Genomic DNA, 12,752 nt, shown 5'->3' with positions numbered 1-12,752 from the left:
ATAAAGAGATTCGCTACGTGTTGATTTTGTACGCATGGAAGAGGAGGGCTGGTCATGACGCTTATCGCCATTGCCGTCATACTATTCAGCACGATCCTGCTCATTTTATGTCTGCCTGTCACTTATGAAATCAAAGTCCATATCGGCCCGCCCTTCCACTTGACCTTCAGTGCCGGTTGGGGACGGCAGCTGATTCGAAAATCCTGGTCCTATACCGTAGGTGAAGAATTTAAGGATGAACTCTATATCCTCGGAAAAAAGGACAGCCTGCCCTCGGAAAAAGAGTCAACCCCGATGGAAGAATCCCGGGAAAAACCGCCTCCAGCCCCATCTGAGGAAATCCGAAAAACAGCAGATGAGACGCTTCCGCCTATGGAAGATATCGAAAAAGAAGTCGAAAAGGCTGTTAAAAAAGAGGTTGAAAAAGAACCTGACAAGGAAGCCGGCAAGGACCCTCCTGAAAAGAAGAAGGACAGCCTCGGAGAGTTGATTCCCCTCATCGTCAACACCGACTTCTTGGCCGCTCTTTTCACTTGGCTGTCCCGCCTCATCGGCCACGGTCAAATTCGTCACCTGTCCTTATGCGGAATCCTAGGCCTTCCGGCTCCGCATAAAACCGGTTTCTTAGCCGGCGCACTATACGCCTATTGTCCCGGAAATCTCGAAAATCTTCACTTCAACTTTTTGGAAGAACAATATGACTGCACCGCCTACGCTTCAGGTCGCCTCTATCCGGCAATGCTCCTCTTGTTCACCTTGATGTTTGCCTTGTCGCGACCTGTACGCCATATAATAATTCATTGGTTTGCTGTGAATAAGGAGACGCGCTATGGATAACTCGAATATCAAAAACAATTTAGAGCAAATTTTTGAAAGTTTCAGAGAAATGATCAAAGTCGAAACCGTCGTCGGCCAGGCAGTCCACATCGGCGATGCCATCTTGGTTCCTTTCGTCGACGTCACCTTCGGTTTTGGTACCGGCGGACTGAACGGTAAGACCGACAGCGGCCGCGACAGTATCGGCAGCGGCGGTGGAGCCAGACTCGAACCGGCAGCTATCCTGGTCATCAAAGGCGACCGCGTCGAAATGTTCTCCATCAAAAAAGGCGGCTATCAGGCCTCGGCCTTTGAAAAGCTCATCGCCATGGCACCGGAAATCATCGACAAGATGAAGAAGGATAAATATATTTATATCCACGACGATGCAGAAGATGAATCCCCTGAAAAAGAGGAAAAATAAGCTTAGCTCTTTTGCTCATTATTGTAATTCTTAACTAAATTTGTTATAATATAATAATAATCATATTTAGTATTTGAACCGCACCGCGGTATAGGAGGAATAAATTATGAAATTAAAAAAACAATTGGCATCTCTCGCCGTTATGGGTATGATGAGTCTTGCAGCTGCATCGTCAGCCTTTGCTGCCGGTGTCGGTTACGTTAATTTCGACGCCCTCGTTCAAGCGCACAAAGACTTCCCGAAAGTCAGCGCTCAGATGCAATCGGCTATTAAAGACGCTAACGACAAGTTCTCTAAACAGGCCCCGAAACTGAAGACCGATCAGGAAAGACAGAACCTCGGCCGTGAATTGGCACAGAACCTCAGCCAGCTCGAAACGAAACTCGTCGTTCCGATTGAAAAAGACGTCGTTTCTAAAGTCGAACAGGTCCGTAAAGAAAAAGGCCTCGACAGCATCGTCGCTCAGGGCGCTATCATCGCCGGTGCTGAAAATGCTACCGACGAAACGGATGCCGTCAAAGCCTTGTTAAAATAAAATCATCGATTTTCCAAAGACTGTCACCTTCGTGGCAGTCTTTTTTTGTGCCTTCTTCGTGCCTATAGAAGCTATAACAAAGCCTTTTTCCAACCTTTTTGTAAAAATATATCAAAATCCCACACTCGCTCTTGACATATACCCCCATTGGGTATATTATAACAATGTACCCCAAGGGGGTATCTAAGGAGGGAACCAATACTATGGAAGAAAAAGATGTCTGTCCCTGCTGCAATTCTGAAAAACATAAGTACCGCAGCAAAGAGGGCAAAGAATATAAATCTCTCGTATCGCGGCTGAACCGTATCGAAGGCCAGGTCCGAGGCGTGAGAAACATGTTGGAAGACGACCGCTACTGTATCGATATCCTGACTCAAGTCAGTGCCATCCAATCGGCATTGAATGCCTTTAATAAAGAGCTCTTAGGTCAGCATATCAAAAGCTGCGTCGTCGATGATATTCGCGATGGCAAAGACGAAGTCGTCGATGAACTCGTCGGAGCCTTGCAAAAACTCATGAAATAAAGGAGTGAGCCTAGTGAAACACGAAAAATTTACCATTACCGGCATGAGCTGCTCTGCCTGCTCAACGCGTGTTGAAAAAGCAGTCAATAAGCTGGACGGCATCGATAAAGCCAGCGTCAACCTCTTGACCAACAGCATGCAGGCCGACTACGACGAAAACGTCGTCAGCCAGCAAGATATCATCAAAGCCGTCGTCGATGCCGGCTACGGTGCCAGCCCGGCAGATACGGGAAGTTCCGCCTCATCCGGAGCGCCGCAGAAGAGCGCCTCCGATTTAGCAAAAGAAGAAATGAAGTCCATGAAGCAGCGTCTCATCGGATCCATCATCTTCTTGATCCCGGTCATGTACATTTCGATGTATCATATGTTTAATGAATGGTTCGGCCTTCCCATTCCGGACTTCATCCATTACGTATTCCATGGACCGCAAAATGCCATTACCTTTGCCTTTACCCAGTTCTTATTAATCCTTCCCATCCTGTACCTGAACCGCAAGTACTATATCAACGGTTTCCGCAACCTCTTTGAAGGGGCGCCGAACATGGACAGCCTGGTAGGTTTAGGCTCGATGGCTGCCGCCCTTTACGGTGTCTTCGCCATCTTCCGCATGAGCTGGGGCCTCGGCCACGGCGATTTAGCACTGGTCTCCCAGTACAGCATGAACCTGTACTTTGAATCGGCCGGCATGATCGTCACCCTCATCGATATCGGCAAGTACCTTGAAGCCCGCGCCAAAGGCAAGACCAGTACGGCCATCGAAAAACTGATGGACCTGGCACCGAAACAGGCGACGGTCCTTCGTAACGGAATCGAAACGGTCATTCCCGTCGAAGAATTAGTCGTCGGCGATGAAATCGTCATCCGCCCGGGCGAAAGCATCCCCGCTGACGGGATCATTTCGGAAGGCTCGACGAGCGTCGACGAATCGGCCATTACCGGTGAAAGCATTCCTGTCGAAAAACAGGCCGGCGACAAAGTTACGTCGGCTACGATCAATAAAACGGGCTTCATCCACATCAAAGCCCAGCGCGTCGGCTCCGACACGACCATCAGCCAAATCATCAAACTCGTCGACGAAGCCAGTGCCAGCAAGGCTCCTATTGCCAAACTGGCCGACACCATTTCCGGTTACTTCGTACCGGCCGTCATCGCCATCGCTCTAGTAACCGGTATCGTATGGTACTTCGTCTTAGGCTTCAGCGCTGAATTCGCCTTCTCGACAGCCATTGCCGTCCTGGTTATTTCCTGCCCCTGCGCCCTGGGCCTGGCAACGCCAGTAGCCATCATGGTCGGTACCGGTAAAGGTGCTGAAAATGGGATTCTCATCAAGTCCGGTGAAGCTTTAGAAACGGCCCATGCCATCGATACCGTCGTCATGGATAAAACCGGTACTATTACCGAAGGCCGCCCGAAAGTTACCGACATCATCGCCCTTAAGGGCAATGATGACCAATTAGTCACCCTTGCTGCCGCCCTCGAAAAAGGCAGTGAACACCCCTTGGCCGAAGCTATCAATACCTATGCCGCCGATCACAGCCTCACAGGGAAAACCGCCAGTGATTTTAAGGCTCTCTTCGGCCGCGGTGTCCAAGCCGTCATCGACGGGAAAACCTATTACGCCGGCAACATCCGCCTCATGGATGAAGTCCACATCGATACGACAGCCATTACGGCACCCCTCAACACCCTGGCCGACGACGGCAAGACGCCGCTCCTCTTCGCCAATGAAAAAGAAATCATCGGCATCATCGCCGTCGCTGACGTCGAAAAAGAAACGAGTGCCGAAGCCATCGAAGCCTTTGCCAAGATGGGCATCAACGTCGTCATGCTGACCGGGGACAACCAGCGCACGGCTGAAGCCATCCGCCAGCACCTCCACATTCCTCAGGTCATCGCCGGTGTCCTGCCTCAGGATAAAGAAAAACACATTGCCGCCCTCCAGGCGAAAGGCCATAAAGTCGCCATGATCGGCGACGGCATAAACGACGCTCCGGCCCTTGCTAAAGCCGATTTGGGCATGGCCATCGGTGCCGGCACAGACGTCGCCATCGAAAGCGCTGACGCCGTCCTCATGCGCAGCGACCTTCTCGACGCCGTCAGCGCCATCCGCCTCAGTAAAGCCGTCATCAAGAACATTAAGGAAAACCTGTTCTGGGCGTTCTTCTACAACGTCATCTGCATTCCCTTGGCCGCCGGCCTCCTCTATCCGGCCTTCGGCATCCGCCTGAGCCCCATGATCGGCGCCGCAGCCATGAGTCTCTCAAGCTTTACCGTCTGCATGAACGCCCTGCGCCTGCGTTTCTTCCAAACGACGCACAGCTCCCGTGTTTCACGTGAAACACGTATCGATAAATCCCAGCCTGCTGTTACCGCCGCTGAATCAAAAGCGGTCGAAGCAGCCACAACCTCCGTTTCCGCAGATAAAACTGCTGAAGATACAGGAAAAGTTTCTAACGAACCTAAGAAAGGAAATGATGAAACGATGGAAAAAACACTGAAAATCGAAGGCATGATGTGCCAACACTGCCAGAATCACGTACATGAAGCATTGTCCGCTATGGACGGCGTCACCGCTGTTACGGTTGACTTGGAAGGTAAAAAAGCCGACGTCACCCTCAGCAAAGATATTCCCATGGAAGATTTTGCTAAGGTCATTGCCGACGCAGGCTATGAATTAGTAAAATAATCGAACAATAGGAAAGGGCTCATCCGATTTTTCGGATGAGCCCTTTTTCTGCTTAACAGACTTAATATTTGTTCTAGATCTCTGCCTTAAGGGGGAGAATAAAGGTAAAGGTCGTTCCCTTGCCGACCGTACTGTCAGCCCAGATGTTGCCGCCGTGACTGCGGATAAACTGCTGTGCCAAAGCGAGGCCGATGCCGCTTCCGCCACTTTTTCGATTCCGTGACTGCTCACTGCGATAGAAGTATTGAAAAATATGATTCAAATCTTCCGGAGCAATCCCCTTTCCCGTATCGGCAACCTGTACCTGGACATAAGGTTTCCCCTCTACGGCAACCTTCATGGTTGAAACGGTAATCGTACAGCCCTTGTCGATATAGCGGATGGCATTGTTCAGTAAATTATAAATGACCTGATTGATGCGATCGACGTCGATGACAAGAGACGGCAGATCACGACTTAGGTTTTGTCGAACTGTCAGCGATTTTTCCTCACATAAGGGCTGAAGCATACTGACCGCCCGTTCTAACATCGTATTGATATCGGCCGGCTCCTTATGGAGGGTCAATTCATCGATTTCTGCCAAGGACAGGTCCCGCAGATCCTGAATAAGGCGACCCATGCGCACCGTTTCATCGGCCATAGACAAGAGTATTTTTTTATCTGTGGGAATAATATCATCGATCATGCCTTCCAAATTCCCCTGGAGAATGGCCAGAGGGGTCCGAAGCTCATGGGCAATATTAGCAAATAGCTGCCGCCTCATCTTGTCATTTCGCGCCAGTTCTTCCGACATCTCATTAAAGGACTCCGTCAGGACACCGACCTCATCGTGGCGTTCCACGGATACCGTTTGACCGTAACTTCCGGTCCTGATTTTTTGGACGGCACCGGTCAGGGTCGATAAGGGGCGCATGATTTCCCGGACGACAAAATAGCTGACAATAACACTGACGATAATCATGCCGATACCGACCCACAGCAAGGACTGGTGGACCGCTGAAATATAGGTGCTCTCTGCCGGCCCGTGCATCGATCCGTGCATACCGCTCATGCCCATGCCCATGCCGTTCTGGGCATTGCCCATCATATGAGACATATTGGTCAGGTATTGGGAAAAATGGTTATTCATCTGATTATTGACCAAAATGAGCAAGATAGCAATCGTCAAAAGCAGCAGAATGAAGACTAAGGCCGTCAGACGAATAACGATGCTGTCAGACCTCTTCATGGCTGCCTCCTACAAATTTATAGCCGATGCCGTACACGGTCAAGATATACGTAGGTTCGGCCGGATTGGGCTCCAGCTTTTTACGCAGGTTGCGGATGTGCGTATCGATAGTCCGTTCATAGCCCTCAAAGCTGTAGCCGCCCTGTATCTTATCCATGAGCTGCATACGGCTGAAGACACGGTCCGGAGACGCTGACAACACGTCTAAGAGATTAAATTCCGTCGGCGTCAGTACGATAGGCTGCCCCTTTCGAAGAACAGTGAACTTCTCTTTATCGATGACCAAATCGCGAATCATGTACGACGTCGGCTGCTGCAGGACCTCGCCGCGAGTGCGGCGCAGCAGACTGTAAACGCGAGCGATGATTTCCTTGACGTGAAAAGGCTTGGTCACATAGTCATCACCGCCGATATTAAGCCCTACCAAACGGTCCGTTTCATCATCTTTTGCCGACAGAAAAATAATCGGTATATCACTGAACTGCCGCGTCCTACGGCAGACTTCAAACCCATCCATGCCGGGCATCATCAAATCGAGCAGCATGATCTGCGGCTTTTGGTTCCGCAAAATATTCAAGGCCTCCAAGCCGTCATGAGCGATGTACACGACAAACCGCTCCTCTTCAAAATAGGATCGGAGCAAGGCACAAAGCTTTTCATCGTCATCGACGATGAGAATGGAATTGGTACGCAAAAAGGCTCACCTCCAAAAATTTCTTTGTTTCTATTGTACCATATGGCCTCTATAGGAGCGACCCCATCAAAAAAAGACTGCCTCCGAAGAAGCAGTCCATTCTTATGATTGAAAATACACGAAATCTTATTTATTCGAATCCATCTGATCGTGACTCATCTGGTCATGACCCATCTGATCGTGGTTCATCTGACCATTGTTCATCTGGTCGTGATTCATCTGGTCATGGTTCATCTGGCTGTGATCCATAGGCATATTCATGTCCATCTGCATGTTGTCATGCATCTGCATTTCCTGCTGCGTCGGAACGTAGCCGGCCAGTTTCGGATCTGCCATCCCAAAGACCATGGCCAAGTGGGTGAACAGAACGAAGAGAATCATGAGCACGATATGATTCTTGATCTTAGACGTAGAGTCCTGGTTCTTGAAGATAATCCCCAATTCCTGCAAGAGAATCAAAACGGCAGGAATGACGCCGAGGACGTAAGCCCAAATCGAAACCATGTCGATAGGACCGCGCCACTGAATGGTCGGTACGTAAGACGTGACGATGTATACCGTCGCAATGATGAAGAATACCCCGAGAATAATGCCGCAGACGTGGCTCAGGCTGTCCCATTTTTCGCTGCGATGATCCTTATACAGCAAGGAAAAGGCACCCGATGCCAAAATCGTTTCAGCCAATACCATCGGTACCAGCATGAAGAGAATCAAAAACCACGGTGAATGAAGCGACAAGAGCTCCATGTAATGAGTCATTACCATATTAACTTCCCCCTTTTAAAACAAATGATTATCTCTGATAGCCATGGTGGCCCATGTACGGGCCATGGCAATAGCCGTCGTCGTAGCCAGCGCCATTGTCACTGTAGTAGCCATTGCCGTGACAGTAATAACCATTGTTGTAATAAGAAGAATCATTCTGGTCTGAATATGAATTGGCTGCAAAAGCAGAGAATCCTGCCATAACGGAAAGAGCAGCTACGATAAGCAGTACCTTCTTTTTCATAGATATAACCTCCTAAAGAAAATCATCATCATTTCTATGGTTAGAGTATACCAAAATGGTGCGAAAAAGATATGGAGGAAATGTCAAGAAAATATAAAGATTTACTATTTTAAGATGATATTGTCGATGAGGCGGGTCTTACCGATGCGGACGGCAATGGCCAACAGGCTTTCGTCGGAAACCGTTTGGATCGGTTCCAAGCCGGGGAAGGAAAAGAGGTCGACATAATCGATGGAGGCCATCGGTTCGGCTTCAATTTCGGCCGTAACAATGGCTTTCAGCTTTTCTACATCTTTTTCGCCGCCGTCATAAGCCGTCTTGGCTTTTCTCAGGCTGCGCGAGAGGACCAGGGCTGCTTCTTTTTCAGTGTCGGACATATAAGCATTGCGCGAACTCCGAGCCAGACCGCTGTCTTCACGGACGATGGGGACCATGTTGATATGGACGGGCAGATTGAGGTCACTGACGAAACGGCGGACGACGACGACCTGCTGGGCATCTTTTTGGCCAAAGAAAGCTTCGTCGGCGCCGGTAATATTGATCAGCTTAGTGACGACCGTTGCCACACCGCGGAAATGGATGGGCCGCTGGGCACCGCAGAGCTTATGGGTAATATCGCCGTCGACATTGACGTAGGTGCAGTAACCCTTGGGGTACATTTCCGACGGTTCCGGATGGAAGACGGCATCGACGCCGCCGCTTTCCAGTTTCCGGCAGTCTTCTTCAAAGCGGCGCGGATAGGCATCGTAGTCTTCGTTGGGGCCGAACTGGGTCGGATTGACGAAGACCGAAGCGACGACGACGTCACAGGCGGCTTTTGCCGTCCGCATCAGCGTCAGATGGCCTTCATGGAGGGCACCCATAGTCGGGACCAGGCCGATGACCTTGCCGGCCTTCTTTTGTTCACGGGAAAATGCCTGCATTTCTTTGACAGTACGGAAAATTTTCATGATCATAAACTCCTTTATAAAAATAGATTATGCCGCATGGGCTGTCGATTCTTTAACACCGACGCCATCACCCTTTTCATCGCGGCGAGAGAAGTAGTTGGCAATGAGGGATCCGGAAATATTGTGCCAGACACTGAAAATAGCACCGGGAATAGCCGCTGCCGGATTGAAGTACAAAACAGCCAAGGACGCTGCCATTCCGGAATTTTGCATGCCCACTTCGATAGCGACGGTCCGGGATTTTTTCGAATCTAGGCGGAACAGTTTGGCCATGAGGTAGCCGAGGGTCAGTCCGAAGACGTTGTGCAGGACGACGATGACCGCCATGAGCAGACCGACATCGAAAAGGCGAGATGCACTGAGGGATACGACGCAGCCTACGAGAATGACGATGGTGACGACGGAGACGACGGGCATGGCCGGAAGAATCCGTTCGACGCCGCGGGCAAAGAAATGGTTAACCCCTAAGCCGAGCAGCACCGGAACCAGGACCATCTGGACAATGGAAATCATCATCGACAAGAAAGAAACATGAATCCATGCGCCCGCCAAAAGCCAAGTCAAAGCCGGCGTAACGATGGGGGCCAACAAGGTCGTCGCCATCGTCATCGATACCGACAGGGCTACGTCGCCCTTAGCTAAGTAGGAAATAACATTCGATGCCGTCCCACCCGGGCAGGTACCTACCAAGATGACGCCAATGGCCAGTTCCGGCGGCAGAGCAAACAACCGCACCAAGGCCCAAGCCACGAAAGGCATGATCAGGAACTGAGCAAAGATGCCGATGAAAACTTCCCAAGGCCGTTTAAAAACGGTCTTAAAGTCCTCTACGGTCAAGGTCATGCCCATGCCGAACATGACGATGCCCAAGAGCCAGCCAACATAAGGGGCGGCCCATTTCAGGGTCCAAGGGCACAAGGCTCCGACAACGCCGATGAGGACGACGAAGACGGCCATATTACGGACTAGAAAATCACAACACTTTTTCAATAAATTTATACCTCCTGTCTTAGTTTCGGGGCAAAAGGACATAAAAAAATACCTTTCAGCTCGGACTGAAAGGTATGGGTATCTGCAACCGTCACTTAGCACAGGCACATATCGTGAAAAAACACAGATATGGCTTTACGGCCATAACATGATGAGCAATCCTTCCTGTCTCGGTCTGAATCAGATCCAAGCAGACAATGAATCGATAGTAGACATAAAAAAAGTATAACTCACATTGCGTGATGCTATCTTTTGCCTCGGCCGTATCATACCATATTTATGCGCCTCATGCAATGGTCCCTGCAAAATCGGAAAAAAAGAGTCCCTTCATCGATAAAATCCTTGTATTTTTCATCATTTTATCCTATAATATTACCAATTCTTGTCACATGTTGTTCCCTTGTAAGGAACCAATGTTGCAAAATATCAAAAAAAGGAGCTACAAGGAACATGTCGATTCAACTTGCTATTGTCATCTTATACATCATCTTATTATTTGCCATTTCCATGTACGTCAAACATCGGGCCAGTCAAAACCCGACGGAATATCTCTTTGCCGGCCGTAAGTTTTCCACCGGCCTGGTCGCCGTCAGCATTACCGGCATGGCCGTCGGCGCAGCTTCCACCGTCGGCGTCGCCGAAAGTGCCGTCAAAGTCGGCCTAGCTGCCGGTTGGTACAACGCCGCCTGGGCCATCGGGGCCATCGTCATGGGCTTCGTCGCCGCCGGCAAATACCGGTCTCTGAACTGTACGACCATTCCCGAACTCTTTGAACGGAGCTACGATAAAAAAGCCCGCATCATCAGCGTCATCGGCTTGTCTCTCATCATGCTCTGCATCACGTCCCTGCAGTACGTCGCCGGCGGCTCCATCCTGCACGCCCTCATGCCGGATATCTTTTCCATGCAGGGCGGCATGATTACCAGCGCCATCGTCTTCGTCGGCATCACGGCCATCGGAGGCCTGTGGTCGTCGGGCCTGTCCAATATCTTAAGCGTTACCGTCATTTACCTTGGCATCATCTATTCCCTGATTCGCATCCTCATCCGCGACGGCGGCATCAGCGGCATCAACGCAGCGCTTCCGGCAGCGGACTTCAACTGGTTCTCTCCCATGGGCGGCCTGTCCTTCGCCGTCCTCATGGGCTGGATCATCGTCATGACCACCCAAGCTATCACGGCCCAAGGGCCGGTACAGATTGCCTGCGGCGCCAAAAGCGCCAAGGAAGCCCGAAAAGGATTCATTCTCGGCGGCCTGCTGATTTTCCCTATCGGCTTCTTATCGGCCATCTTAGGCCTGGCTGCCAAGGCCCAGTTCCCCGATATCAATCCGACCCTGGCCCTGCCGCAGATTATCATGAGCCTCGATCCTTTCTCTTCCGGGATGACCTTAGCCGCCCTTTGGGCCGCTGACGTATCGACGGCCTGCACCATCCTCCTCGGCGCCGGCACGCTCATCTCTCAGGACGTGTTTAAACGTTTTATCAAGCCGAATATGTCGGACATGACCTACGTCAAAGCCAACCGCCTGATCATCGTCATCATTGGCGCCATCACCCTGCTGATGGCCTTCTATGCCGTCGGCATCGTAAAGGTTATGCTCATTGGCCTGAGCCTTACGACAGCCTTTACCTTGGTATTCCTGTGCACCCTCTTCGCCCCGTCCCTGTGCCGTAAAAACACGGCCTTTTGGACGACTTTGGTTGGCATCGCCGGCCTCATTCTCTGGCAGTTATGCCCGGCTGTCCGCCTGCTGCCCCATGTCATCTACTTTGAATGGGTCATCTGTATCATCACCTTGCTGATTGTCCGCCTCGTCGATAAGACACCCATCAAAATGCCTGAACTGAAAAGTTAAATGACATATCCTGCAAAAACGCACGGTATCCACGAAAAAGAGAGATCGTCATCCACTCGGTGACAATCTCTCTTTTTTTATCGGCTGTACCCGTTGAAAAATCCTGCTCGGATTATAAGAACACATAGGTCTCCCTCAGTCAGTCCGCTGATTGTAATCACATTTTTGACACTGACGCATCGTATGCTCATTATCCTCCCGATGATAGGCGCCGGACCATTTGCAGATACTTTGAAGTATAGGAACCGATGAGTACCCCTTGGCCGTCAATCCGTATTCAACACGAGGCGGAATTTCATAAAACTGATGCCGTTCGATCATGTCGTTATTCATCAATTCTTTTAAGGTCGCTGCCAAGACGGCATCAGTAATATTCGCCATTTCCCTGCGGATAGCGCTGTATCGCAGTCTTTCGTTTTCAGCTAACACACAGATTATCCTCGATTTCCATTTACCGCCAAAAACAGACAGTCCATATTCTAAAGGACATCGGATATCCTTTTCTAATTTAGGCTTATACACCGTTCACGCCACCTTTCTTGATGCTGATTTTATTATAGTAGCTCCCTTTTCTCCCTTCAAGTTACTATTAAAATGAATAGTGACTTATAAATTTGCTTATATCTTCTCCCGGCCGAGTAAGAAAGCTATAATGAAGAAGAGCTCACAGAAAACCGAAAAGGAGGAACATACTATGAACGTAAAAGCTTATTTAGAAATTACCATGAAAATCGATGCCGCCAATCGACCGGCTGCCACCAAAGTATATACGGACTACCGCCAGCCCTTCCTGACGACTATTGAAGGAGCCTTGACCAAAGAACTGCTCATCCGCGATGAAGACGTACAGGTACTCCACGGTTTTGACAGTGCCGAACACGCCCAGGCTTATCTTTCCAGCGACCTCTTCAAAAACGACGTCTTCGTCGGCCTTCAGCCCCTGTGGACAGGAGATCCGGAAGTAAAGATTTATACCCTTGCATAGTTTCGCGAAAATCAAAAAATACCGGTATCATAAAATGAACTGCTACCCGTCAAG

14 protein-coding genes are annotated in these 12,752 nt (G+C 50.0%); 7 read left to right on the top strand and 7 right to left on the bottom strand.

Annotated elements, in window-relative coordinates; genetic code table 11:
- The first annotated feature begins 54 nt into the window (after positions 1-54).
- From A0U42_RS03175 to A0U42_RS03155, 5 genes are all read left to right on the top strand, one after another.
- Complete coding sequence (locus A0U42_RS03175; protein WP_065359841.1) at positions 55-837, top strand: hypothetical protein; 783 nt, start codon at positions 55-57, stop codon at positions 835-837.
- Positions 830-1,240 (top strand): GerW family sporulation protein, encoded by a 411-nt coding sequence (locus A0U42_RS03170; RefSeq protein WP_065359840.1) that lies wholly within the window; start codon positions 830-832, stop codon positions 1,238-1,240. Before A0U42_RS03175 ends, A0U42_RS03170 begins: the two co-directional genes overlap by 8 nt.
- Positions 1,241-1,346: 106 nt before the next feature.
- Positions 1,347-1,775, top strand: a complete 429-nt coding sequence (locus A0U42_RS03165; RefSeq protein ID WP_044503394.1) for an OmpH family outer membrane protein — start codon at positions 1,347-1,349, stop codon at positions 1,773-1,775.
- A 203-nt stretch (positions 1,776-1,978) separates the two neighbouring features.
- Complete coding sequence (locus tag A0U42_RS03160) at positions 1,979-2,299, top strand: metal-sensing transcriptional repressor (RefSeq protein WP_065359839.1); 321 nt, start codon at positions 1,979-1,981, stop codon at positions 2,297-2,299.
- A gap of 13 nt (positions 2,300-2,312) precedes the next feature.
- Positions 2,313-4,985, top strand: coding sequence for a heavy metal translocating P-type ATPase (locus A0U42_RS03155; protein WP_065359838.1), 2,673 nt, complete (start codon positions 2,313-2,315; stop codon positions 4,983-4,985).
- 73 nt (positions 4,986-5,058) lie between these two features.
- On the opposite strand, the gene A0U42_RS03150 is transcribed toward A0U42_RS03155, so the two are convergent.
- The 6 genes from A0U42_RS03150 to A0U42_RS03125 form a co-directional block, all read right to left on the bottom strand.
- Positions 5,059-6,213 carry a cell wall metabolism sensor histidine kinase WalK gene (locus tag A0U42_RS03150; protein WP_065359837.1) on the bottom strand — a complete coding sequence of 385 codons (1,155 nt, stop codon included), beginning with the start codon at positions 6,211-6,213 and terminating at the stop codon, positions 5,059-5,061.
- The gene (locus tag A0U42_RS03145; RefSeq protein WP_065359836.1) at positions 6,200-6,907 is read right to left on the bottom strand and encodes a response regulator transcription factor; all 708 of its coding nucleotides are present in this window, start codon (positions 6,905-6,907) and stop codon (positions 6,200-6,202) included. The genes A0U42_RS03150 and A0U42_RS03145 overlap by 14 nt, the downstream gene beginning before the upstream one ends.
- 126 nt (positions 6,908-7,033) lie before the next feature.
- Entirely contained in the window at positions 7,034-7,672 is a 639-nt protein-coding gene (locus A0U42_RS03140; RefSeq protein ID WP_065359835.1) for a DUF6803 family protein, read from the bottom strand.
- Positions 7,673-7,700: 28 nt separating this feature from the next.
- Positions 7,701-7,916: a hypothetical protein gene (locus A0U42_RS03135; protein ID WP_065359834.1), complete on the bottom strand. Its 216-nt coding sequence runs from the start codon at positions 7,914-7,916 to the stop codon at positions 7,701-7,703.
- A 104-nt stretch (positions 7,917-8,020) separates the two neighbouring features.
- Positions 8,021-8,866, bottom strand: a complete 846-nt coding sequence (gene panC, locus A0U42_RS03130) for a pantoate--beta-alanine ligase (RefSeq protein WP_065359833.1) — start codon at positions 8,864-8,866, stop codon at positions 8,021-8,023.
- 27 nt (positions 8,867-8,893) lie between these two features.
- Positions 8,894-9,856, bottom strand: a complete 963-nt coding sequence (locus A0U42_RS03125) for a bile acid:sodium symporter family protein (RefSeq protein WP_083122228.1) — start codon at positions 9,854-9,856, stop codon at positions 8,894-8,896.
- A gap of 450 nt (positions 9,857-10,306) precedes the next feature.
- Between A0U42_RS03125 and A0U42_RS03120 the strand changes: the two genes are divergently transcribed.
- Positions 10,307-11,713, top strand: a complete 1,407-nt coding sequence (locus A0U42_RS03120; RefSeq protein ID WP_065359831.1) for a sodium:solute symporter family protein — start codon at positions 10,307-10,309, stop codon at positions 11,711-11,713.
- 135 nt (positions 11,714-11,848) lie between these two features.
- On the opposite strand, the gene A0U42_RS03115 is transcribed toward A0U42_RS03120, so the two are convergent.
- Positions 11,849-12,235: a helix-turn-helix domain-containing protein gene (locus tag A0U42_RS03115; protein WP_065359830.1), complete on the bottom strand. Its 387-nt coding sequence runs from the start codon at positions 12,233-12,235 to the stop codon at positions 11,849-11,851.
- Positions 12,236-12,407: 172 nt separating this feature from the next.
- On the opposite strand from A0U42_RS03115, the gene A0U42_RS03110 reads away from it, so the two are divergent.
- Complete coding sequence (locus tag A0U42_RS03110) at positions 12,408-12,698, top strand: hypothetical protein (protein ID WP_065359829.1); 291 nt, start codon at positions 12,408-12,410, stop codon at positions 12,696-12,698.
- Positions 12,699-12,752: the final 54 nt, after the last annotated feature.

Source organism: Megasphaera sp. DISK 18 (genome assembly GCF_001682955.1).
Classification (GTDB): Bacteria; Bacillota; Negativicutes; order Veillonellales; family Megasphaeraceae; genus Megasphaera; species Megasphaera massiliensis.
The sequence above is the reverse complement of the archived record's forward strand: the minus strand, read 5'-3'. Positions and strand labels throughout refer to the sequence as shown.

Bases quoted from the DNA above. Each gene is read 5' to 3' on its own strand.
- A0U42_RS03175 (WP_065359841.1), top strand. From the start codon at position 55: ATGACGCTTATCGCCATTGCCGTCATACTATTCAGCACGATCCTGCTC.
- A0U42_RS03170 (WP_065359840.1), top strand. From the start codon at position 830: ATGGATAACTCGAATATCAAAAACAATTTAGAGCAAATTTTTGAAAGT.
- A0U42_RS03165 (WP_044503394.1), top strand. From the start codon at position 1,347: ATGAAATTAAAAAAACAATTGGCATCTCTCGCCGTTATGGGTATGATG.
- A0U42_RS03160 (WP_065359839.1), top strand. From the start codon at position 1,979: ATGGAAGAAAAAGATGTCTGTCCCTGCTGCAATTCTGAAAAACATAAG.
- A0U42_RS03150 (WP_065359837.1), bottom strand. From the start codon at position 6,213: ATGAAGAGGTCTGACAGCATCGTTATTCGTCTGACGGCCTTAGTCTTC.
- A0U42_RS03140 (WP_065359835.1), bottom strand. From the start codon at position 7,672: ATGGTAATGACTCATTACATGGAGCTCTTGTCGCTTCATTCACCGTGG.
- A0U42_RS03135 (WP_065359834.1), bottom strand. From the start codon at position 7,916: ATGAAAAAGAAGGTACTGCTTATCGTAGCTGCTCTTTCCGTTATGGCA.
- panC (WP_065359833.1), bottom strand. From the start codon at position 8,866: ATGAAAATTTTCCGTACTGTCAAAGAAATGCAGGCATTTTCCCGTGAA.
- A0U42_RS03120 (WP_065359831.1), top strand. From the start codon at position 10,307: ATGTCGATTCAACTTGCTATTGTCATCTTATACATCATCTTATTATTT.
- A0U42_RS03110 (WP_065359829.1), top strand. From the start codon at position 12,408: ATGAACGTAAAAGCTTATTTAGAAATTACCATGAAAATCGATGCCGCC.